Raw genomic sequence first — 22996 nt, 5'->3', positions numbered from 1 at the left:
GCTGATAGCTACCAGATATGGTGGGTGCAGTGGTGATCCGCGACCCTCTCTGACCGACCCATAACTGCCCTTCGGTTCCCCATAGCTGAAACAACGGCTTTCAAGATACAACGGTCATCCGCACATGTTGGTATGGCTAGCCCTCCCGAATAAGCGAACTCACCACCAGGTTATGCTGGAAAGTCAGCCCCACAGAGCTTCATAGTTTGCGGATTGCGACGAAGGCGGTCGGCGTGGCCTGCAAATTGAGACGGGGAGTGGCATCGGTGAGCTAACCCCGACCACCATCGCTTCGCCCTGACCCAGTGTCGGCAGGAATGAGGCGGCGGAAGCGTCCAAATCACCGCAAGCCTTTTCCACAACCGTCCGATCCCGCTCGTTAATGAGTCGGTGGACGATAAACATACCCATCTGACTTAGCACGTCCTCTGGAATGTCTCGCGGCCGTTGCGTCGATAGCACGCAAGTTAACGAATACTTGCGTCCCTCTTTCGCAATCAACCCGAATGCGTCCAAGTCGGTTCGGGAGAATTCGTCGCCGACGGATTTGTCGAGAAATTGATGGGCTTCGTCGAGCATCAATACTGTTGGCATTTGCAGGAAGTGCCCTTCGCGAGCAAGAGCCAATAAGTAGCGCCCGACTGCGTTCGCGACGACCTCACGTGCATTGTGCTCAAATGACAGAAATTCGAGGCTGATGCGAAGAACTCGTTGGTTCACGTCAGCCAGAAATTCATTGATGACGTTCGGAAGCGATTCGAGGCCGGCTGGCGCAAACAGGCACTCAAGGTTGGGAGACGCGAGTTCGCTTTCGATTCGCGAGAGCAAGGTTACACAAGCAGACTGCTCGTTTTGCGTAGCTGCCCCCCAGTTGCCTGCAGCGTTGCCAAAACCATTGGGATAGACACACTCCTCCCATATCTGGTCCGATAGCAGGCTAATGTCGAAGTAAGTGCCGGGGCGATTTAATTCGAGCGCGTGCCGAACGCACGCGGCTTCGAAGGGTTGCCTCGGCTGCCCAGATTTCTGAATTCGACCGTCATGCGCTAACGCGGGAACCAGATGGGCGACTTTCAGGCTGCGGAGCGCTTCTTTGAGCTTCGGAGCTTGCACGCCAGGGCTTGGGCGGAGAAGAACAAAGAGGTCTGACTCGGTGAGCTGCCAGTATGGGAAGCTCAGGAAGCGTCGTGGGTCTGCCGCAGCGGTTCGTCGTCCACCAAGATAGACGTGAGTTACCCCTGGTGCGTCCTGAGTATTGAACTCGCCGGTGGCATCAAAGAGAATCGCTTTGCCGCGCAGTCGAACAACCTCTTCAACCAGAAGGGCTAATGTCCAGCTTTTTCCACCGCCCGTAGCACCAAGGATTGCACAATGCCTTCCAAGTAGATGACTAGGTGAAAGCGAGACCATCGTATCGCGCGCGTGTGGAAAGCTGGCGAGCCGGATTCTTCGGTCTTCCGGCGTCCGGCCCGATTCGACGACTTGTTTAATGACAAGCGGGTGAGCGGAGAATACGTGCTGACCTATTCGCGGTGCAAGCGGTACGCCCCGAAGGGCGAAGCCATTGGTTAGGTCGATTGCGGTTAGAAGCTGGACGATTCCTACCGGATTTGGACGACCGTCGCCTTCGTACGTCGGCTCGACCGTCAAACGCTCACGCTCTGGGAGCCGAGTTTCGATCAGCCGTCCAAGCACCGCATGCTCTTCACCTTCGATTACGACGAATTCACCAACCTGACCGCGCTGCAGCAGATATCCAGCGACGTGCGTGCCGTTCGGAAAGGATGCGAGGGGCAGGTTGATCTCGACAGTAGCAGGTCGAACCGAACAGACGGACCCGATGTAGCGCTGACCGTCGAAGGGGGAGACAACAAGGCCACTCATGCTGCACCGACGCTGCGCAGTCTTGCCACATGCCGCTCCAGGTCCGTCTCCGCGGCAAGGTCGGGGACAAGCGGAACCATCTGCTCGAAGCCACAGTTAAGCAGACTGATGCGAGCGTCGCCAGCATTGGCCAGGTCTCGCAGGCAAGCGAGATACCTGTTCGTGACGCATTCTCCGGGCCCTTGTTGTCCAGGACCGTTATTCCACGGAGTAAGTCCGGGGCTCACCACGACCACTTTCAGCGACAGGTTCGAGCGGATCGCCGACATGATAGGTTCAGCAAGGTGGTTATCGTTGAATCCGAAACCGACCACCAGAAGGCCTGTGTCGGGCTCACGCATGGCGGACTGGAACGCGCTGATCATCTCCAGATAAGGCTGTTCGAACGCCAACTCGTATTTTGAATTGCGCGGGTAAATCAGTACAGGCTTTCCGCCTTGCGTCCATTTGGTGATTTCGCCGGAATCCTGACGTTGCCAGTCGACCGACCCATGGAGCTTGTACAGGTGGAATGCGTTGGGGATTGGCTCGAGAGCCTCCGTGTCGTTCACACGGCGCACGGTCTCGTACGTGAAATGAATGGCGTCGAACGTGGGTGGGACCGTATGGGAGAAACCATCTACCACGACGTAGCGGCCTTGGCGCCCCGCCTCTTCGTAGCAGCGGTCGTAGTTAGTGGTGAACACCTTCGTCCGGGATTTGCGCTGCGAACGTCGGGCGGCGCGCCGAAGGAACTCGGTATGAACGGGGAGTGGGTGGCTAACCGAAAGAAAATTCGTTGCCTGGACGATGACACCCTCCGCTCTGGCGATAAAGTCCTCAACGTCGGTTTTCTGTGCCCCAGCAAGGAAAGACTCAGCCAGGCGACACCTTGACAGCAGAGCTTCAATGTCAGTTTTGTCCTGCGGATGCCCAACTAGCTGCAAAATCCCCTGAAATGTGGGTTTCGGTACCGCACCTGGTGGCACCGGAGTGTTTTGGGCTGCTTCGACCTGTTGCCAGAGATCTCGCATGGTCGGCGCTTTGGCACCTCCCTGGACGGCCGGATGTACGCACAGGGATGTACCCAGACCGGAAAGCACCACAAAGTTGGTGCAGCGGAGTATGTCCGAGAGGGCGCGCTTCGCTTCGGAGGTAGCTGGGTCTTCCAGCGCGGGCGCTGCGAGAGCCACTGCGGCAGCAGCGGCAGGAGCAGGTGGTGGCAACTGTGCGAGCCACTGCCCGTTGGTTTTAGAACTGAAGACTTTCATTGCACTCTCTTTTTACGCCGGCGCGCGCGACATATCGTATTCTCATTTGCGGGTCACGGCTGCCACTGAAAACCTCGTCATTCAGATCGCCGTTCCGGCTCCTGCAGTGGTTCATCACCGTCGGCCTGTATCGAGCCGGAAAGAGGTCGCCGACACTAAACGGTCTTTATATCTCATGTATCGAACGACCGTTGATAGGATCGAAGAGGGGTGTGTACGTCCCGCAACGATTCGTGACGCACGTGGGAAGGTGCAGTGTTGGCAGAGGAGCCGAACGGTGCCATACGAAATTGGTCGCACGGAACCATGTGCCGCTTTCTAGCCATCAGAGTTTTCAGGGCAGTTCAACCGGATGACCATTGCCGGTACAACTACGGACTGCCGTAGCAAACCGCCCGACCGTCGGCTACTGGCCGGGAAGAGCCCAATTGCCCATCACGCAGCGGTCAACTCTCGATTGCCACGTAGCGCTTCGCGGGCATTGCCATAGCCAATGCAGTGGCTCATCCCAGCTCAGTATGACCTCCTCCGGGGCATCGGGCAGGCGCCTTGGGAGACGGCTTAATAGATCCGTCTGGCTGCATCAACTTCTCGAAGACCCAGGATGCATGCCACCGTTTCCGTGCCATGAGGCGGTCAACGTGTCTTTTGTGACGTGCTGCGTCCAGCGCGGCACTTCGACGGTGACGCTGGACGTTACAGAACTGGCAGGCGGCCACAATATTGCTTTGCGAGTCACCGCCGCCATCGACTCGAGCATGCAGATGCTCAGCGGTACATCGAAGGTGTCGAGCCTGTCGAGTGGAGAGATGGAAGGTTGCAGCGAAAACTTCCATTGATTGCTCCCACATGGGGCAGCGGCAATAGAAGCAATGGCCGGATTGCAATTGAAAGGCGCGGGAGCGCCGACGTGCGAGAGTCGAGGGCATGAGCGATCCTGAGTTCAGGAAGATTTCGGAAACTTCGAAACCCCGCTCGCCCGTAGAAGGCATACACGGGAACCAGCCGAGTAGCTCGTGCTGGCACCACTTCAGCTCCTAGAGGAGACTGACGAGAAAGAGTTTAGCGCCGCTCTCTCCGCCAATACAAGAGGGAAGCGTACATCCTGACGAGGGGTGGAGTGACCGCTTTCAGCGCTACGGCACGTATGGCCACTTCTGGGCGATTTATGCCCTGGCCTGTCCGTTCCGCTGCTGCTACCCGCGGGGCAACGAGCAGAGTGTGCCGCCCCCCGGTCTGCCGCTACTCATTGAGATACTTTGTCCAAGAGATTCGTCTGCCACCTCTGGCTAGGAATTTGTACGGAGCATGCTTCGCCCCTCAGCGGACGATTTGTCAGTCGGCAAGCTGTGCATACCGAGCGCTCGATAGCTATGCCGCGACGCGGTTGCGCCGGTGGCTGCGCAACAAGCACAAGACCAGACGACGCAGGGGCGGAAGCTAACCTCTACGGGCACTTCGTGCTCGTACGTCTGAGCGCGCGGGGGGCAGCTTGGCGTGTGTGAAGGCGTGAAGTCTTGTCCGAGAGCCGGATGCGGGAGATCTGCATGTCCGGTTCGATGAGGGGATGTGGAAACGGAGCCATGGCCTGGCTACTAGGGCACCGCCAAACGAAAGGGGCGGAAATATCGATGCCTGGACCTAGCGTCACCGCGCCACGTTTCTACTCTACCGGCAAGCGACGGCCAGTTATTCAGCTACGGGAAGAGGAGACGCGGGACATTTGATCTGGCGCTAAGCCGGTTGCCTCAGTTCCCGATGATGTGCCATGACTAGTGCAACCATCTCGCGCGCCGACAGCTTGCCGGCGCGCACCAAGGCCACTAGCAGATCATCCGTAGCGTTTCGCGTGATCGCATCGCCCAACACATTGACAGCGGCCTCCGCCCATTGGTCCGCAAATGTGGCTGAGTACTCTACGCCTTCGCGCTCGGCTAACTCGGCGACGTATTCAGACGTCTTCGTCATAGGTGGACAAGTTAAAGACAAGGGGCAATAGAGGATAACTCTGCGAACTTGTTCCCAGCAAGCGCGGCTGAGCGGAGAGCAGAGGCCTTAGTGCGGCACCGCGATCAGCGCGGCTACGCACACTCAGGGTGGGAAACCCAGAGCATCACTAAGGTCTGGCTGAGCCGGCAACCCGAACAGTATCAAGCGTTAAGGAAGGGGAACATCCAGAGGCGCTGTCGGAATGGGGGGAACGCACAAAGCCCGGATTGATCGAGGACTTCGAGAGACTGCTTATACCGGCGTCGATCCTTGATGACCGAGCCTACAACCACATCATTCGAATGGAATGGTGGCAGATGGACTTAAGCGGGCCCACGCCGATACCTCAAGGGCAGTGCCCACCTGCGAGGGCAGCTACGACCCGCCGACCGCGAAGTAGAGCGTTGGTTTACGAGTCGACCTGCGCGGTGGTCAGATCGATTTCCGCGCCAATTTCGCGCATGCGACCGAGCACGCGTCGCAGTTCGTCATCCGAAAGTACCAGGCGCGCCGCGCCGAAGAACAGCATCTGCGGCGCCATCTCGCGCGGCTGGGCACCGCCAGTGTATTTACGCCACTGCTGGCCGCCCGCGACGCCGAAAAGCTCGGCCATTTGCTCGCCTGTGCGGTCGATTTCGTTCTTCAGCCGTTGTAGATCGGAGGGGGAGGGGGAGATGTAGCGCATAGAAAGAAGCTACCTTTAGGCGGCACTTAGACCAAGTCATAAACAGCTTCGTAATCGTGATCGTCGCAGCGATCAGTCCGAAGGTGAAGCTTACCGTTACTGCTTACGGAGGGTGCAATCGACAACTGGCCGTGGCGATAATTCGTGCGCGGGAGCTACTCCCGTTCCTGATCCTTTGAGGCCACCCTTTCCCTGCGTGGCCTTTTCTTTTTGTACGTACCACGCGGCTTTCCCCCGTTTGGGCGATGCTCTCGTATCTCGGGCGTGAGATTCTGCCCCTGCCGAGAAATCGGCCCCATAGCATTCGACTTCGCCACGACCACTCCGGCCGTGGCATTTTTTTGTCTATCAGCTTGAAACACCCATTGAGACTAGCCCCCTTGGTGCTAATATACGCCTCAGAACAGCGCGCCGCCTTGCATCCCGAAGCGCTCGAATCGCTCGCAGGCAAGGCACCAGTTGACAGCATATTTCCTACGAGCGGTGGCGGCGCAGCCGTTCTTAGCAGATTTGGTGGCCGCGCAGCCGCACAGTGGCTTGGCTTTTCTAGGAATGCGAAAATCGCTCCAGCGAAGCTGGAACTGGAATGCCTTTGCGAGCGCTGCATTTGGCAAGGGAGGCATCCAAACGAGCATCAATTTCGGCATTCGCCGCGTGACGAGGAACCTGCCTATGTCGCCGCTTTTGTGGAGATGGTTAAAGGCGTCAGCCCTAACAACTGCTCATGGCACGTTGCCACGTGTGTCGGAGACATGCAAACACCTATCTCCGGCACACGTGATGCCCGTAAACAGACCCTTGGCGGGCCTCAGTGCTGCTTGGACGGTTCGACGCTCGTCCACTGAAGCCACAGCAACGCAGCCGCGGCAACCACGACGGGAGGCAGGATCAGAGTTGTGACCGTTGTCCAACCAAACGTGGCAAGCAGGCTACCAGAAACAAAGGAGCCCAGGACCATGGCGCCGAACACGACAAAATCGTTCAACGATTGCACGCGTGGACCCTCTTCAGGCGTGTGGCAGGTCAGAACCATAGCCGATGCGCCGAGGAAACCGAAGTTCCATCCCACGCCAAGCAACACCAACGCGATCCAGAAATGATTCACGGTTAAACCGCTCATACCGGCAAAAGCCGCCAGTGCGGTCAGGGCCAGCCCGGTCAGGACAACGGCTGACGAGCCGAACCGGGCGATCAGACGCCCAGTGAAGAAGCTTGGCGCGTACATTGCGATCACATGCAGCTCGATGCCGTAGTTCGAATCCAAGCGAGGAATTCCGCACAGCTCCATCGCCAGCGGCGCAGATGTCATCATGAAGTTCATCATCATATAGCTCACGACACCGCAGAGCATGGCAACCAAAAATTGTGGTTGACGCAGAATCTCGCGTGTTGACCGCCCCGCCTTCGCGCGCTGTTTCGTGGTAAGCGCAGGGAACTTGATGCCACGCAGCACGAGCGCCGAGAGAACCGCGACGACTGCCGAGCCCAGATAGGTCACTGCGTAGGCATGAGGAGGCCACAGATTCATCGTTACCGCTACCAACTGAGGACCGACCACTCCTGCGGCCACCCCGCCCGCCAGTACCAGCGACAAGGCACGTGGTTTTTCGTCAGGACTGACACACTCGGCGGCCGCAAATCGAAACGTCAGCACCACTGCGGCGTAAGCTCCCCCGAACAGCATGGAAACGCAGTAGAGCGCGAAAGACTCATTGACAAGTGCTATTGCTGCCAGGATGCCGACCAGCACGCCACAAATGTTGCCGGCAAGAAATGCGATGGAGCGACCGAACCGCCGCGCCAGCACACCGACCGGCAGCGTGGACAACGCCATGCCTACGACAAACAGCGAAATGGGTAGCGTGGCCAGTTCCGGGCGCGGGGAAAGCATGTTTCCGATGATGGCACCGGTCGCGTAGACGACCGTAGAGTTAGCGCCGGAAAGCGCTTGCGCAATGGCGAGGCGGGCGACAGAGGAATTGAACTTCATGGATTGCTGTAGTTTTTTATCAACGCGAGGCCGTGCGTCGACCGGGACGCTGACAGCTTGAAGTTGAACCTACGGTTGTTGGGTTGGAGCACTTTCTCGATGCTTGATTCCGTTCCGGTGCTGGACTAGCGCGTGGCGCGGTGCGGTCAAATATGCCGACGCATAATAGTAAAGAGGATGGAAAAGAAGGGCGGTGCAGACGCAGCGCCCCTCCTTACTACTTACCAGCCTGGTTAGCTCGCCACACAGCTACGAACTGCACCATTCCCGACGTTGCCCGCTGCGGCAGGCTTGGCTCCGGGCGCGACGACGCGCACGGTTGCGACCTTGTTCTGCGTGAAAAAGTCGATCGCGTCCTTGCCCTGAACCTTGTTGTTGCCGACCAGGGAACCCTTGATACCGCCGAAGGGCAGGTACGGATGCGGAGCACAGATTCCTACGTTCACGCCAACCATGCCGACGTCAGCTTCGGAGATGAACTTCTCGGTGTAGTACGTGTTCTGCGTGAAGATGCAGGCGCCATTGCCCAGCTTATGCTTGCGGATGGCGTCGAGAGCCGAGTCGATGCAACCGATCTTAATGACGCTCAGTACCGGCCCGAAGATCTCTTCACGAGCGATCTGCATGCACGGCGTAACGTTCGTGAAGATCGTGGGACCAACGAAATAGCCTTCCTTGTTGCCTGCGGAGAGTGACGGATTCCGGCCATCAAGTGCCAGCGTGGCGCCCTCGGCAACGCCAATGTCAACATAGCGCTCAATGCGTTCCTTGGCCTTGGCCGAAATTACGGGACCCATAAAGACGTCGGGGTCGGTCGCATCGCCCACGCGGACGTCCTTCGATGCGGCCACGAGACGTTCGACGAACTCGTCGTAGATCTCTGGCACAACGGCAATGTTCGACACCGCCAGGCAGCGCTGTCCCGCCGAGCCGTAACCCGACATCAGCACGTTCTCGATGAGCAGGTCCATCGGCGCGTCTTCCATCGCGAGCAGGAAGTTCTTGGCACCACCGAGCAGCATGGTCTTCTTGCCATTTCGGCCACAACCGGCGGCAATGGCTTGGGCCGTGGGGGTCGAACCCACCAGGCAAACGCCGGAGACATTGTCGTCGTCATACCAGGCTTCGACGGTCTCGCGCTCACCATGCACCACGTTGACCACTCCCTTCGGGAGTCCGATATCCACGAGAAGTTGCATCATCTTCTGCATGAACAGCGGCGATTCGGTGGACGGCTTGTAGACGAAGGTGTTTCCGGTACCGATCGCGAACGGAATAAACCAGCCAAAAACCAGTGCCGGGAAGTTGAACGGGGCAACGCCGCAGAAGACGCCGATCGGAGCCTTGATCACACGGCCATTGATATTGTTTGCAATGCCCTGGATCGTCTCACCTTGAATCAGCGCAGGAATTGCGCACGCCATTTGAACGATCTCGATGACACGGCCGACCTCACCCCGCGCTTCAGCGATGTGCTTACCCTGGTCGACGGCAACCGCCTGGGCAAGGGGTTCCAGATTGTCCTTCAGCGCTTGATGCATGAGGTGGATATAGTTCATGCGCTTCGGCAGCGGCGTTGCTTTCCAGGCGGGGAACGCGGCAGCGGCCGCGGCAACTGCACGACGGGACGTCTCGGGGGAGGAAATCGGCACCTCGCCGATGACCTGGCCGGTGGAAGGATTGCGGAGCGGGACATACTGTCCCCCGACCTCGTCTTCCCACTCGCCATTGATATGGTTCTGAATGCGGATGGCTTGAGAGTTCACTTTCATTCCTCGTGTGGTTGGTTCTGAAACTGGCTATGGATTGCTGGGGAAGTGGACCGGGTGCTGGACGGCCCCACGGGAGACGGTCGGCGGCTACCCCATTCGAGCTACCGATCGTTGCCCTTGATCGACGACGTCTGACCGCTGGGCACCTTGCTGAAATCTGTCGATATCCTGCTTGGGGCGAATCAGGAGGATGGCTGTGATGCCACCCAGGAGAATCAATGTGCCGGCGAAGGCGAAGCCGGAACGAAACCCCGCATAGGTATCGACGCCAAGATCCACTGCGTGTCCCATGACCCACGGGGCGCCAATGCCGGCCAGCGTATAGACGGCGTTGTTGATGCCGAGCATTGCACCTCGTTGGGTGGATGGGCTGATTTCTGCGATAAGGGCTGCGCCAAGGTTGATCATGACGCTGCCGGTAGCGAAGCTCCCGATGATCAGCAGGATCTGCAGCAGGCCGCCATCGATGCGGGAAAGTCCAATCATGGAGAGACCCGAGACCATGACGCAGCTACCGCCGAGCAGGCCTCTTGCAGCGCGACTGCTCCATCCACGTGCCAGAAGGCGCTGTGAAACGAAGCCGAGGGAAGGCGCGAGAAATATCTGAGCCACGGAGGGTAGGGCCACTATCCAGCCAGCCTGCGTGGCTGAGTACCCAACGCCCTTAACCAGAAACACCGGAAGCCAAATTACCGCTAGCGTGAGTGCCCAGTACGCAGAGAACGAGCCAAGCATTGAGCCGACTGCGGTACGACAGGTCAGAAGCTTGCGGTAGGGGATTCTTGGAAGTTCATTGCATCCAACCCCTCCCGCACGGGTCGTGCACCCCGCGCCTTCCTTGCCGAAGACAAGCCAAAAAACGAGCCAGACCAGGCCGACCACGCCTAGAAAGCCAAAGGCAACGTGCCAGTCGTAGCTGACGATGATCCACGTCAGGAGCGGCGCAGAGATGCCCGTGCCGAGAACTGAGCCAATACCAACCAACGCGGAAGGGAAAGTCCGCTGCTTGTCAGAAAACCATTTGTACACAGCGTGTAGCGCAACTGGGTAGGCCGGACCTTCGCCCGCACCGAGGATGACCCGATTGGCGATTAGCATCGGCAGCGTCACCACGCCAAGCATCGGGAGCTGGACGACGGCCCAAAGCAAGGCCATCGAAGCAATGACTACCTTGCTCGACACGCGATTGGCAATGAATCCACCGAGGACAGCAGACACGGAGAACAGCAGGAAAAACGAGCTGCCAACACGGCCGAACTCTTCATGAGTCAGATTTAGCTCATTGATGATCGGCACTGCGGCTAGGCCAATGATTGCCTTGTCGGCAAAGTTGATCATCATGAAAGCGGAAAGCAGGGCTACGACGATCCATGCTTGTCGAGTGGGGCGTTGTTCAAGTGATTCCGGGACTGATGCATTGCCAGTTGCCACGTGTTGTCTCCATTGGTGTCCTGTTGCCCATTCGTTTGAATAGAATGGGACTATCTGTCTTTTTTGTGAATGTTATAAGCCAGAACAATGGAACGCAATGTTTCATTTTAAGGGTTTACCCGCGTGAGCTTCACAAAATAGCATTGCCGTGATTTCTTTATGTGATGTATGGCGCACTCAATGCAGGGGACTTCGGGTAAACAACAGTGAATGGAACAAATTGTTCCACTATGATTTGGTGTATAGGCTCAAGAGCGCGCCTTTTTAACCAAATGTGAGGGCCCTGCGATGCATCGACATCTCAGACAGCGGTGGGAAGTGCTGTTGCGGCAGCTTGGTGGCTTCAGGGTGACGTCCTGGCACTGGCTGCTCCTCGTCTATCACGCATCTGCGACCTGCGCGATCCGATGGGCCGTCGAGGATTCATGCTCCGAAGCGGACGACGATCCGTCTCCTAGGTCGCCGTGGTGGGGCACCTAATAACTTTCAAACCTGCAAGACATCTATGGCTCTTGATGATCAGATAGAGAATGGCGGCTTGTCGCAAGATGGAAGTCATACGCCGGCCGCGACTTCCGCCGATTACACCTTGCGGCTTTTGAGCGTCATTGCAGGTGCCACGCGCGGGGCCACAACAGTAGAACTTTCCAGCCATCTCGTGTTGTCAAAAGTTGCCGTTGAACGAATCTGCAGTGGCTTGGTGGCACAGGGCTACCTTGCACGAGACTTGGGGCACGGCCACTATGTTCGCGGCCCGGCGCTTCGGCGCTTGGCGCTGAATGCACTCAATCGGCGAGAAATCCGGGCCAAGCGGCAGAGCGTTTTGGTGAAACTCGTTGCTGAAGTCGGGGAGAGCGGAAACTTCACAACCTTGGATGGTGCAAGTGTGCTGTATCTGGATCGCGTGGAGGCGCCGTGGCCTTGGCGCCTGACTCTGGAACCGGGTGCAAAAGTCCCGTTGCATTGCACGGCAAGTGGCAAGCTTTTTTTGGCTCTTATGCCGCAAGGAAGGCGTGAAAAATTGATGGAGCAAACTAGTATGGATGCGCTGACGCCGGCCACCATCGTCTCGCGCGATGCTTTGCGCCGTGAGTGTGCAGCCATAGCGGAGTGCGGATATGCGCTGGATCGTGAAGAGTTTGTTCCCGGCTTGGTCGCAATTGCTGTTCCAGTTCTGGATGCCGAAGGAAAGGTCTGGGGGGGCATATCTGTTCATGGCCCTGTGGCCCGTATGACGACTACTGATGCTGTGGCCAAATTGCCGGCGCTCCACCGTGCCGCGAGACTGATGGCTGATCTGCTATGAAACCCGCGCAATCGTTTGTAGAGGATTGGACCGTGATACCATTTATTCAACATTGGCGTACCCTGATCCGTTGAAATGGAACGATTGCGACTCATTGGCTTCGGATCGGCGCTCGATGGGCGGGATGGCCCGCTCCCTCAGTTCACAAGACCAAGTTATGGAAACTCAACGAATCGCTCGAAACGCGAAACCTAAGAAGTTGAACGGGAAGGTTTCGGCCCCTGCCAGGAGCGTGGTTGCGGTTGATGCCGTTGCATCGGGGTCGCCCTCACTCGGCGGCGCTATGGCTGATCGAACTTTGAGGCTGCTGCATGCCATCGCAGGGGCAAGCCGTGCGATGACTTTGGCAGATCTTGTCGCAGAGCTGGGTCTTCCGAAAGCGACAACCCACCGATTGTGTGCTCAGCTCCTCGCGAGTGGATACCTTGCGCGGGATGTTGACGAGCGATTTTATGTCGTGGGCCCAACGCTTCGTCGACTTGCGCTTGATACGCTGAACCACGATGGATTGCGAGGGCTTCGCCACGAGGTGCTCGCCTCGCTGGTGCAAGAGGTCGGCGAGACGTGCAATTTCACGACGCTGGATGGTGCCAGCGTCATGTATTTGGATCGCGTGGAAGCACCGTGGCCTTGGCGCTTGACGCTTGATGCTGGCGCTCATGTGCCCCTTCACTGCACGGCTAGCGGCAAGTTGTTTCTTGGGTTGATGGCACCAGCTCAGAGAGAGGCACTGCTGGCCCAATTGCCTTTAGAACCGCTCACCCCGACTAGTATTACGTCTACGCAAGCCTTGCGGACCGAGTGCGAGAGGATCGCTGTCAATGGCTATGCATTGGATCAGGAGGAGTTCATTCCTGGCTTGGTGGCTATCGCCGTACCGGTGCTAGACGGGCAAGGCATCGCAAGGGCTGCAATTTCCGTGCATGCGCCATCGGCTCGCATGAATGTTGAGTCTGCTATCGGCAAGCTGCCCGCCTTGCGCGAAGCTGCGGCAAAAATGCGAGGCCTTCTGTAGGTGCCAAGAAGCCGATACCACATACTTGGTATCGGCTTCACGATGCCTGGTTAGCGTTACTCCACAACGATACCCGCTGTTTTGATCAGCGCGGCGTAAGTCTTGATGTCGCTGTCAAGGCGACTCTTCATGTCTTCTGCGCCAGCGATCCGCAAATCCGCCCCTTGTTGGCGTATCACTTCGGCAGTAGTCGGCGTTCGCATCTTGCTCAACGCTGCCTGCAGCCGATCCAGGATGGGCTTGGGCGTTCCGGCCGGAGCCATGAGGCCGTACCAAGCGCCTGCTTCGTATCCAGCAACGCCCGACTCAGCAATCGTGGGGATGTTAGGCAATACCGGCCAGCGCGACTTGCTTGCAACGGCCAGGATTTTCACCTTCCCTGCCTCATACGCTCCACGCACTGCGGCGAGGTGGGAAAACACGATGGGAACGTGCCCTGCGATTACATCCGCTATAGCAGGGCTGGCGCCCTTGTAGGAAATGTTCCGAATTTGTACACCTGCCATGCGATTGAACATCTCCGCCGCCAGGTGTGCGGGGCTGCCCGGACCTGAAGAAGCATAGGCCAACCCGTCTGGATCGCTCTTCGCCGCCTTTATCAAATCGGCGACGGTATTCGCCTTGAAATCACGATTAACTACCAGGCAATTTGGCACGTCCGCAATGACTGAGATTGGCGTCAGATCGCGCGTCGGACTATATGTCAGCTTTGGAAACAGCGTGACATTTACGGCATTCGTGCTACTGGCCAACAGCAGGGTGTAGCCATCAGGGGCTGCCTTGGCGACAGAGTCCGATCCGATATTGGTCCCGGCTCCCGGCTTGTTTTCCACGACAACAGGGGTGCCAAGTTCCGTGGACAGAACGCGACCAATGTAGCGGCCCAAAAAGTCAGAGATGGCTCCCGCGGGGTAGGGCACAACCAGCTTGATGGGTTTCGAGGGCCAAGTGGCCTGGGCGTTTCCAAGTTCAGGGAATACTGCGCACGTGGTGCTGCTTGCAATCGCCAGCATGGCGCGTCGTCGATTCATGAGGCCTTGTCTCCATTTTTTGTTTGCGCGGCCGAGCGTCCGCAAATGCTCTTCCGGAGACACGATCATATTCCAGAATTATTGGAACGAAAAGTACCAAAAAAAGTAAATACAAAACAATAAAGGGGACAATTTGTTCCATATCATGGGCGTAGAGCAGCGTCAAATCGAAATTTTAGGTAAGACTTAGCGGTAATTTCAGTTTTACTGGTTAGACCGTGGCGCTTAGGCTGGCATCACAACTGTCATTCACTGAGCTCTCTATGTCGACTGCGCCGACACCTTCCTCTGCTTCATCTATCGTTTCTCCGACGGGCTTGACCCTATGGCGACAGCGCATCCTGACCCTGATTCCATTGGGCGCAATCGCCTGGCTCGCGCAATCGTTGGCGAACCATCCGACCATTTCGGGATATGGTCTGTCGGCGCTGACCCTTGCCATTGGAGCCGGGATGGTGGCAGCCAACACGATGCCTAAAGAATGGCTGATGCCATTGGCGCCGGGAATGCAATTCGCCCGACACTACTTGCTACGTTGGGGTGTTGCCCTCTACGGGCTGCGACTGACATTTGGTGCCATTGTTGCCCTTGGCGCGGGTGGCGTCGTTCTACCGCTGACGATGCTTGCGGGGACTCTGATTGTTGGAACCTGGCTAGGATCTAGTGTGCTGGGTATGAGTCGTCGCGAAGCCATACTGGTAAGCGCCGGAAGCGCGGTCTGTGGTGCAGCGGCTGCGATTGCGGTGTCGTCGGTCGTGAAGACCAATGACCGGCAAACGGCGGTAGCGGTAGCAACGGTTGTACTGTTTGGCACTGCGGGGATGTTTCTTTACCCGTGGATGTATGAACTGCTGACTCAGCACTGGCACTTTGCAATTAGCGAGAAAAGCTTTGGCATATTTACCGGTGCAACGCTGCACGAAGTTGCACAGGTGATTGCTGCGGGCAAGATGGTCAGTGATGCCACGGCCGATGCGGCTGTCGTTACCAAAATGGTACGGGTGTTGGCCTTGGCGCCCTTGTTGCTAATCATGGCGCTCTGGCCCAAGACGAGTTGGTCGCAGGAATCCACTGAGTCGCGCAACTTGCGAGGCTTGCTGAAGTCTGTACCCTGGTTCGCGATCGCGTTCGTGGCCGTGATGGGTGTGAATTCCGCTGAGTTGGTTCCAACGGACTGGAAGCCCGGCCTGACCGCATTGGACAATTGGATGCTTGCCTGCGCGATGCTTGCCATTGGGCTGCAAACACGCATCGGTGATCTTCTCCGTGCAGGACGAGCGCCGTTGGTACTCGCGGGTCTGCTGTTCGTCTTTCTGATGGTGGCCGGAGCGGCGCTCGGCGTGCTGCTGTTCTGAGCTTGCCTGAAGCCGTAGACGTTTGCAGGGACATTCCGCTTGAGGTACAAGCGGGTAGCCTGCACCGAGACTCACATTGCGCCGTCTCGTGCAGCGGCCCACGCTATATGGGGCGCTAGCATTGCGCACCATACTCACCCGGAATGCAGCCGTTGGTGAGATCGACCAAGTTCGTCGAACGCTTTGCCTTGGCCACCTGAGTCTAGGCGGCAGAGCACCGCCGCCTAGATAAAGCGGAAGCCCAGGACGCCACAGAGCCCAACTTCGGGTCAATTTGCCAAGTTTCGCTGACGATCCTGTTTTCGCGATATGTCAGCACATAGCGGACTTTGACAGGCTGCTTACCTTGGAACGTGACATTCGCTCTCACGCTTGACCCCTTCGGATTTGACGCCTCCTCTACTTTTTCCACGGCGACCGTCATGGTGCCTTGGGCCTTGGTGAATTTCCTTTGCGAGGGACTGCAGAGCCGTAAGCCTCTTCACGGCCTGATTTATTCCACTGTCCCTCGCAAGTTTGCAAATGACCTGGGCGAGTTGTTCATGCCGCCCATCGCGGCGACTCTGCGCGGTGCCATCCATGGCGGTTCAACGTATCCGCTCCACGTCAATCGCGGAAAGCCGGCGCGATCTCGGCGACATCAATAGGTGCGGTGAGTTTCAGCATTTCGCATTCATTGATGTGCTTTTTGGAACGCACTCGCCCAAAGCATGCCCAATCAAAGGGTTAACCCTTATGTTGTTCCGGCTTTATGAGGGTAGATATTTAGAAATGGAACGTTGCGTTCCAAATAAACATTGTCTAAGATGCTTTCACTACCGATCACAACACGACAGGCGAGTGAGACATGTCTGAAGAATTCGATTTCATCATCGTGGGGGCGGGCTCATGCGGGGCCACACTCGCGGCACGTTTGACCGAGAACCCCAACACCCGAGTGCTCTTGCTGGAAGCTGGCCCACCGGACAACTTCATGTGGATTCATATCCCAATCGGTTACGGCAAGACAATGTGGGACCCTCGCGTTAACTGGCGCTTCGAAACGGAGCCAGATCCTGGAATGAACAATCGGCGGATCTACTGGCCGCGCGGAAAGACGCTCGGGGGCTCAAGTTCGATCAACGGCCTTGTCTACATTCGCGGCCAGCGCGAAGACTACGATAAGTGGTCCGCACTCGGAAACGAAGGTTGGTCCTTCGATGAAGTTCTACCGTACTTTCGCAAGTCTGAAGGGAACCAACGTGGGTCGAGCAAGTACCATGGCGCTGATGGTCCGCTCAAGGTCTCGGATGTGGGCAAGACACATGAGTTGATCGAGGCGTTCATTGCGGGCGCGGAGCAGACCGGCGTGCCGAGAAATGGCGACTTCAACGGAGCTACTCAAGAAGGTGCGGGCTACTATCAACTCACAACGGATCGTGGGCGCCGCTGCAGCACTGCGCGGGCGTTCCTGACGCCAGTACGGAATCGCCCCAATTTGCGCATCGAAACGGAAGCGCAAGCGACCGGACTAATCTATGAAGGCCGTCGAGTAGTCGGGGTGAACTATATGCAGGCGGGTGTCAGGCGTTCGGCACGCTGTCGTGCAGAAGTACTGCTGGCTGCGGGCGCTATCCAGACACCACAACTTTTGCAACTGTCCGGTATTGGTCCGAAAGATCTGCTCGCAAAATTCGGAATTCCCGTCGTGCAGGATTTGAAGGGTGTGGGCGAGAACCTGCAAGATCATCTGCAGGTGCGTCTCTACTATGAATGCACCAAACCGATCACCACGAACGACGAGCTTAACTCCTGGATCGGTAAGGCCAAGATTGGCTTGCAATGGCTACTGTATCGTAGCGGTCCGCTGGCAGTTGGCATTAACCAAGGCGGCTGCTTTATGCGTGCCCTCAAGGATGAGCACGGCCGGCCGGTGGCTGCGACGCCCGACATCCAGTTCCACGTCTCCACGTTGTCCGCTGACATGGCAGGCGGGAAAGTTCACCCTTTCTCTGGCTTCACACTGTCCATCTGCCAACTGCGGCCCGAGTCCAGGGGCTACGTGCGGATCTCATCGCCGGATCCATTGGCGGCACCAGAAATGCAGGGGCATTATCTTTCGACCGAACTCGATCAACGGACGGCGGTCGCCGGCGTTCGGGCTGCTCGGCAAATTGCCAACTCGGCGGCAATGCGTCCATATGTAAAGCGCGAGTTCAAGCCGGGTCCGGAAAGCAACACCGACGAAGAACTGTTGGAGTTCTGCAGGAACCACGGCGCGACGATCTTCCATCCGATCGGCACGGCAAAGATGGGAACCGACGACATGTCGGTGGTCGATTCACGCTTGAGGGTGCGAGGTGTCCAAGGGCTGCGTGTCGTCGACTGTTCGGTGATGCCGACGCTTGTATCCGGCAACACGAACGCCCCGGCCATCATGGTGGCGGAGAAGGCTGCCGACATCATTCGCGAAGACTATAGCGGCAAGGGATCGAGTCGGTCCCGAAGCATCGACACAGGGAAAATTATGGAAATTGTCTCGTAGTTGTTCCCTTTAGATTAGGTCCAGAATTAACCTGCTATATCCGAACCAAAAACATGCTATCCACGAAAGGAGACACTGGAATGCGCCGCCCAAATATTATTCTGTTCATGGCCGACCAACTGACCGCCAATGCATTGACTGCGTATGGCAACGACGTGGTCAAGGCACCGAATATTGCTGCGCTGAGCGAGCAGGGTGTCACGTTCAAGAACGCGTATACCAACTCACCGATTTGCGCATCGTCGCGTTACGCCATGCTTAGCGGTTGTCTGCCGTGGAGCATTGATGCGTTCGACAACGCTGCAGAGCTTACGGCGTCGACGCCGACGCTGCTGCATTACCTGCGTCGTCTCGGCTATTCGACGACGCTCTCCGGCAAGATGCACTTCGTTGGCCCGGATCAATTGCATGGCTACCAGGAACGGCTGGTAACGGACATCTATCCTGCGGACTTTGCATGGGTGCCGGATTGGAAGGCGGGTCCTCGCAATGCGCCTACGGGCATCAACATGCGAGCCGTTGTCGAGGCGGGCCCCTGCTTCCGCAGCTTGCAACTCGACTACGATGAAGAAACCAGCTTCATGGCGAATCAGAAGATCTACGACCTGGCGCGTCAGCCCCGCGACAGGCCATTCTTCCTCACGGTCTCCCTGACGCACCCGCATTCGCCGTTCACCGCGTCGCAGGAACACTGGGACCGATACGATCATGATGAGATCGATATGCCGAAGGTTGGCCCGATTCCGCTAGATCAGCTCGATACGCACAGCAAGTGGCTCTACTACTCGCACGGCCGCGATCGCTTGACGGTCACGGATGAACACACGAAAAATGCTCGCCACGCGTACTACGCCATGATCAGCTACGTGGATGACAAGCTTGGCGAGATGATGAAAATCCTGAAGCAGACGAAGCTGCTGGAAGACACCATCATCGTGTTCACGGCCGATCACGGCGACATGATGGGTGAGCGGGGCATGTGGTTCAAGCAGACGTTCTTTGAGAATGCGACCCGAATTCCTCTCATTATCCGTGGACCCGGTCTGCCCAAGGCCAAGGTGGTCGAGAAGAACGTCTCGCTCGTGGACTTGATGCCAACTCTCATGTCGGTTGCCGACGACGGGAAGGTCGACACCGTCACCGAGATCGATGGCCGCGACATGACAGGTCTGATAACCGGCACGGGAACCGGGTGGAGCGATCGAGCTTTCTCGGAGTACAGCGACATGGGCGTGTGCGCGCCGTGCCGAATGGTACGCGAGGGGAACTTCAAGTACACCTACACGCACGGCCACGAATCCATGCTCTTCGATTTGGAAGTGGATCCGAACGAACAGAAGAACCTGTGCGGCGATCCGGCATATGCTGACGTCGAACGGCGTATGCACGACACTGTGCTTGAGGGGTGGTGTCCTGACGCTCTCAACGAGCGCGTGCTCCGCAGCCAGGCCTCGCGGCAACTTCTGTGGTCGCTGGTTAAGAACGAGAAACGCGACAACTGGTCTTTCGAGTTCCGTCACGGAGACAAGTCGCGCTACGTTCGAGGCGGTGGCGATGCGGAAGGCACGAATGCCGTGAAGGGGCGTGCACGTTTCCCTTACTACGAGCCGGTCGTTCAGGCCGAGCCGAAGCCGCTCACCGATGAGGAAGCTGGTCTGATTCCCAATACCACGCGCTAGACAGCACGCGTCAGATGGACATCGGCCGCGCCGGCGCGGCCGATGGTTCGGAACAGAATAGTGTGACTACCATGTTCGACAATCAAAACCTCACAATCACCGTAGAGAACTCCGCGGCCCTTGTCGCCTATAACCAGGCGATCTCCGACCTTCTGGAGTATCGGCTGTCGGCCATGCCCAACGTCAAGCGTGCGTTGGAGATCGCGCCGTCGTTCTGCATGGCGCATTGTCTGCGCGGCTACATGCTGATGATGTACAGCAGTTTCAACGTGTACGACAACGCCAGCGTCGCGCTGGAGAATGCCAAGCGCTGCGCTCAGGATGCGTCGCAGCGAGAGCAACGCCATGTTCGTGCCCTTGAATTTTGGCGTCAAGGCGATTTGCATTCTGCATGCGCGCAATGGCAACAGATCCTGATCGAACATCCGCACGACATTCTCGCGCTCCGTTTGCACCACTTTGTGAGCTTTTGGATGGGTCGCACCGAGGTTCTGCAATCGGCGCCGGCCGCAGTGCTTCCTGCATGGACGCCTGATATGCCTAACTACGGCAACGTCCTGGGAATGCTGGCCTTCGGCTTGCAGGAGAATGGCCACTTCGAAATGGCTGAGGAATACGGGCGAGATGCCGTCGTGCGCTGCGCGGATGACCTGTGGGCTGTACATGCGGTTGCCCATGTGTTCGAAATGCAAGGCCGTCATGCAGAAGGCCGCGACTGGTTCGCGGTGCCCATCGAAGAGTGGGACGACCGCAATCCGTTTCGTGGTCATCTCTGGTGGCATCTTGGACTCTTCACTCTGGAAGCGGGAGATATCGAGTCGGCCATGGCACTTTACGACAAGGCTATCTACACCGGTGACTCGGATTTCTACCTGGATATCCAGAATGCCGCGTCTTTCCTGGCGCGTGTCGAATTCAAAGGCGGAAAAGTCGGCGAGCGTTGGAAACTACTTGCGGACTATGCCGAGGCGCATCGAGATGACCATGCGTTGGTTTTCACCGATCTGCATTCCGTGATGTCTCTGGCACGGGAACGGCGATTCGGTGCGGCCAGGGCTCACATTCAGTCGATGAAGGACTATGCGGGCGACAGCGATATGCATGTTGCCCAAGTGATTCGACGCGTTGGGTTGGACGCATGCGAGGGAATTCTTGCCTTTGAGGAAGGGGAATTTGACAAGTGTCTTTCCCTGATTCAAAAGCTACGTCCGCTTTTGCAGGAGGTCGGGGCAAGCCACGCGCAGCGCGACATCGTGGTGCAGTACGCCAACGAAGCGGCCAAGCGCTCCAATGCGCAACGAACCCTAGCCTGGCTGGCGAACCAGAAGGAGTTCGACGCTCGTCTCGCGCAGGCGTAGTCTTCAGCAGGGTGGTGTTCAGCAGGACATCGCCTTGTCGAATACCCAAGTCCCAAGTCCCAAGTCCCGATAGCCCGTCCAACTCATTTGTTGGCCTGGTGAGCGAAGCATCGCCACTCGGGATGCCGGTAGCGACCCGCAATCGCAAAAGAATTGAACAATTCTATGTAGACATCCAGCGTGAATGTGAAAGAGCGCCCGCAGAGGCGCCCTTATCGGAGACAAAACATGCTCAAGAAAATCGCCCTATCCGCAGTGATGTTCTGCGGACCAGCGTTCTGTACGTATGCCGCGGCGCAAACGAAGTGGCCGGAAAAGCCGATCCGATTGATCGTCCCGTGGGCCCCCGGTGGCGTAGCGGACGTGCTCGGAAGACAGGCGGCACGTGTGATATCGGCCAGCGTGGGACAGCCCGTTGTGGTGGAAAACAAGCCCGGCGCCGGATCGAACATCGGTGCGGACCTGGTCGCAAAGTCCAAGCCTGATGGCTATACGTTGCTCTTTGCGAGCAGCACGAATGCCATCAACATGACGCTGTTTCCAAAAATGTCATACGACGTTCAAAGGGATTTGGCGCCGGTGGCGGTTCTGTTTTCGGTGCCGAACGCATTGGTGGTCAACAACGCATTCCCGGCCAAGACGGTGACGGCATTCATCGCCTACGCGAAGTCCCAAGAGGACGGCATCGCGTATGCCACGCCTGGTCCGGGCAGCCCGGCACACCTCGCTGGCGAACAGTTCGGACGAATGACCGGCATCAAGATGCGGCATGTTGGGTATCAGGGAGGCACCCCCGCCATGTCGGATGTGATGGCAGGTCATGTGCCGATCGCATTTATGAACCTCACCGCCATCCAGCCTGCGGTGGAGGCAGGCAAGGTTCGGGTGTTGGCGGTAGGCAGTGCCAAACGAGTACCGTCGCTCCCGAACGTCCCGACATTGGCTGAGTCAGGTGTGGCTGGATTTGAATCCACATCGTGGATGGGCCTCATGGCGCCCGCCGGCACACCGTCACTGGTGGTCGATCGTATTCAGCAGGCCCTCGCCGGCATGCAAGCGCCAGCCATCGTGGAGTTCGCGCGTAGGCAGGGTGCGGAGTTAGCCGTTTCGACGCCCGACCAAATGCGCATCACCCTGAAAGCTGATGTAGCCAACTACGCAAAGGCAATCCGGCAGGCTGGAATGTCGGCCGAGTAGTTCATCACGCTCCCCAAGCATTCTCTCCAGCGGTCTCTGACATGTGATCGTGGAGCTTTTCACCCCAACCATAAAAGGTAGACAAATGCTGCAAGACTGGATCGATTCGTTCAAGAAGAACAAGCAGGCGGGCGCCGCTCTTGCCAAGGCCGCCCCGAAGTTGATGGCTGCGTATCAAGGTTTCAACGCCAGTCAAAACGGTAACGCCGCTTTGGATCCGAAAACGCGAGAGTTGATCGCTCTCGCCGTCGCCGTGACGACACGTTGCGATGCGTGTATCGCTGCCCATGCCAACGCCGCAAAGAATGCGGGTGTTACCGAGGCGGAGATTGCGGACGCCTTGGGTACTGCGATGGCGCTGAACACCGGCGCGGCATACGTCTATTCGGTCCGTGCCTTTGAGGCGTACCAGCAGTTTTCTGCGCAATGATGGAGGTGCGGCAGTGGGCCATGCTCGTCATGGTGTCCAGAGTGCAATAACAGGCGCCACTGCCGCGCTTCTTGCAGAACTTGTTCAGCTCTCAGCTTAT

17 protein-coding genes are annotated in these 22996 nt (G+C 57.7%); 8 read left to right on the top strand and 9 right to left on the bottom strand.

Annotated elements, in window-relative coordinates:
- Window positions 1-183: 183 nt before the first annotated feature.
- From FFS21_RS12145 to FFS21_RS12105, 8 genes are all read right to left on the bottom strand, one after another.
- Window positions 184-1884 (bottom strand): ATP-binding protein, encoded by a 1701-nt coding sequence (locus FFS21_RS12145; RefSeq protein WP_137925090.1) that lies wholly within the window; start codon window positions 1882-1884, stop codon window positions 184-186.
- Window positions 1881-3134, bottom strand: a complete 1254-nt coding sequence (locus tag FFS21_RS12140; protein ID WP_137925089.1) for an SIR2 family protein — start codon at window positions 3132-3134, stop codon at window positions 1881-1883. Before FFS21_RS12140 ends, FFS21_RS12145 begins: the two co-directional genes overlap by 4 nt.
- A 503-nt stretch (window positions 3135-3637) precedes the next feature.
- Entirely contained in the window at window positions 3638-3970 is a 333-nt protein-coding gene (locus FFS21_RS12135; RefSeq protein ID WP_249359335.1) for an HNH endonuclease, read from the bottom strand.
- Window positions 3971-5532: 1562 nt separating this feature from the next.
- Window positions 5533-5808: a hypothetical protein gene (locus tag FFS21_RS12125; protein ID WP_137925087.1), complete on the bottom strand. Its 276-nt coding sequence runs from the start codon at window positions 5806-5808 to the stop codon at window positions 5533-5535.
- A gap of 398 nt (window positions 5809-6206) precedes the next feature.
- Window positions 6207-6455 (bottom strand): hypothetical protein, encoded by a 249-nt coding sequence (locus tag FFS21_RS12120; protein ID WP_137925086.1) that lies wholly within the window; start codon window positions 6453-6455, stop codon window positions 6207-6209.
- Between the two features lie 161 nt (window positions 6456-6616).
- Entirely contained in the window at window positions 6617-7798 is a 1182-nt protein-coding gene (locus FFS21_RS12115; protein ID WP_137925085.1) for an MFS transporter, read from the bottom strand.
- Between the two features lie 233 nt (window positions 7799-8031).
- On the bottom strand, window positions 8032-9564 hold the full coding sequence (gene mmsA, locus FFS21_RS12110) for a CoA-acylating methylmalonate-semialdehyde dehydrogenase (RefSeq protein WP_212745237.1): 1533 nt from the start codon (window positions 9562-9564) through the stop codon (window positions 8032-8034).
- Window positions 9565-9657: 93 nt separating this feature from the next.
- The gene (locus FFS21_RS12105; RefSeq protein WP_249359334.1) at window positions 9658-11001 is read right to left on the bottom strand and encodes an MFS transporter; all 1344 of its coding nucleotides are present in this window, start codon (window positions 10999-11001) and stop codon (window positions 9658-9660) included.
- Between the two features lie 505 nt (window positions 11002-11506).
- Between FFS21_RS12105 and FFS21_RS12100 the strand changes: the two genes are divergently transcribed.
- Both FFS21_RS12100 and FFS21_RS12095 read left to right on the top strand, forming a co-directional pair.
- On the top strand, window positions 11507-12307 hold the full coding sequence (locus tag FFS21_RS12100) for an IclR family transcriptional regulator (protein WP_137925083.1): 801 nt from the start codon (window positions 11507-11509) through the stop codon (window positions 12305-12307).
- Between the two features lie 283 nt (window positions 12308-12590).
- A complete protein-coding gene (locus FFS21_RS12095; RefSeq protein ID WP_249359333.1) occupies window positions 12591-13322 on the top strand; it encodes an IclR family transcriptional regulator in 732 nt (243 codons plus the stop codon).
- A gap of 56 nt (window positions 13323-13378) precedes the next feature.
- Here the strand turns inward: FFS21_RS12095 and FFS21_RS12090 are convergent, their stop codons facing one another.
- Window positions 13379-14353 (bottom strand): Bug family tripartite tricarboxylate transporter substrate binding protein, encoded by a 975-nt coding sequence (locus FFS21_RS12090; RefSeq protein ID WP_171020393.1) that lies wholly within the window; start codon window positions 14351-14353, stop codon window positions 13379-13381.
- A gap of 263 nt (window positions 14354-14616) precedes the next feature.
- Here FFS21_RS12090 and FFS21_RS12085 point away from each other — a divergent pair, with 263 nt between their 5' ends.
- The 6 genes from FFS21_RS12085 (at window position 14617) to FFS21_RS12060 (ending at window position 22896) form a co-directional block, all read left to right on the top strand.
- Complete coding sequence (locus tag FFS21_RS12085; RefSeq protein ID WP_137925080.1) at window positions 14617-15708, top strand: YeiH family protein; 1092 nt, start codon at window positions 14617-14619, stop codon at window positions 15706-15708.
- An 847-nt stretch (window positions 15709-16555) separates the two neighbouring features.
- Complete coding sequence (locus FFS21_RS12080; RefSeq protein WP_137925079.1) at window positions 16556-18232, top strand: GMC family oxidoreductase; 1677 nt, start codon at window positions 16556-16558, stop codon at window positions 18230-18232.
- A gap of 80 nt (window positions 18233-18312) precedes the next feature.
- Complete coding sequence (gene betC / locus FFS21_RS12075) at window positions 18313-19911, top strand: choline-sulfatase (protein WP_171020392.1); 1599 nt, start codon at window positions 18313-18315, stop codon at window positions 19909-19911.
- A gap of 14 nt (window positions 19912-19925) precedes the next feature.
- Window positions 19926-21269 (top strand): tetratricopeptide repeat protein, encoded by a 1344-nt coding sequence (locus tag FFS21_RS12070; protein ID WP_137925077.1) that lies wholly within the window; start codon window positions 19926-19928, stop codon window positions 21267-21269.
- A 228-nt stretch (window positions 21270-21497) separates the two neighbouring features.
- Window positions 21498-22466, top strand: a complete 969-nt coding sequence (locus FFS21_RS12065) for a Bug family tripartite tricarboxylate transporter substrate binding protein (RefSeq protein ID WP_137925076.1) — start codon at window positions 21498-21500, stop codon at window positions 22464-22466.
- A gap of 85 nt (window positions 22467-22551) precedes the next feature.
- Window positions 22552-22896 carry a carboxymuconolactone decarboxylase family protein gene (locus FFS21_RS12060; RefSeq protein ID WP_137925075.1) on the top strand — a complete coding sequence of 115 codons (345 nt, stop codon included), beginning with the start codon at window positions 22552-22554 and terminating at the stop codon, window positions 22894-22896.
- Window positions 22897-22996: the final 100 nt, after the last annotated feature.

Source organism: Cupriavidus sp. 2SB (genome assembly GCF_005503625.1).
In the GTDB taxonomy this organism is placed as follows: domain Bacteria; phylum Pseudomonadota; class Gammaproteobacteria; order Burkholderiales; family Burkholderiaceae; genus Cupriavidus.
This window is presented reverse-complemented; position numbering and strand designations above follow the sequence as displayed.

Coding starts and splice junctions, on each gene's coding strand:
- FFS21_RS12145 (WP_137925090.1), bottom strand. CDS start 1,884: ATGAGTGGCCTTGTTGTCTCCCCCTTCGACGGTCAGCGCTACATCGGG.
- FFS21_RS12140 (WP_137925089.1), bottom strand. CDS start 3,134: ATGAAAGTCTTCAGTTCTAAAACCAACGGGCAGTGGCTCGCACAGTTG.
- FFS21_RS12135 (WP_249359335.1), bottom strand. CDS start 3,970: ATGGAAGTTTTCGCTGCAACCTTCCATCTCTCCACTCGACAGGCTCGA.
- FFS21_RS12125 (WP_137925087.1), bottom strand. CDS start 5,808: ATGCGCTACATCTCCCCCTCCCCCTCCGATCTACAACGGCTGAAGAAC.
- FFS21_RS12120 (WP_137925086.1), bottom strand. CDS start 6,455: ATGCCGAAATTGATGCTCGTTTGGATGCCTCCCTTGCCAAATGCAGCG.
- FFS21_RS12115 (WP_137925085.1), bottom strand. CDS start 7,798: ATGAAGTTCAATTCCTCTGTCGCCCGCCTCGCCATTGCGCAAGCGCTT.
- FFS21_RS12100 (WP_137925083.1), top strand. CDS start 11,507: ATGGCTCTTGATGATCAGATAGAGAATGGCGGCTTGTCGCAAGATGGA.
- FFS21_RS12095 (WP_249359333.1), top strand. CDS start 12,591: ATGGCTGATCGAACTTTGAGGCTGCTGCATGCCATCGCAGGGGCAAGC.
- FFS21_RS12090 (WP_171020393.1), bottom strand. CDS start 14,353: ATGAATCGACGACGCGCCATGCTGGCGATTGCAAGCAGCACCACGTGC.
- FFS21_RS12085 (WP_137925080.1), top strand. CDS start 14,617: ATGTCGACTGCGCCGACACCTTCCTCTGCTTCATCTATCGTTTCTCCG.
- FFS21_RS12080 (WP_137925079.1), top strand. CDS start 16,556: ATGTCTGAAGAATTCGATTTCATCATCGTGGGGGCGGGCTCATGCGGG.
- betC (WP_171020392.1), top strand. CDS start 18,313: ATGCGCCGCCCAAATATTATTCTGTTCATGGCCGACCAACTGACCGCC.
- FFS21_RS12070 (WP_137925077.1), top strand. CDS start 19,926: ATGGACATCGGCCGCGCCGGCGCGGCCGATGGTTCGGAACAGAATAGT.
- FFS21_RS12065 (WP_137925076.1), top strand. CDS start 21,498: ATGCTCAAGAAAATCGCCCTATCCGCAGTGATGTTCTGCGGACCAGCG.
- FFS21_RS12060 (WP_137925075.1), top strand. CDS start 22,552: ATGCTGCAAGACTGGATCGATTCGTTCAAGAAGAACAAGCAGGCGGGC.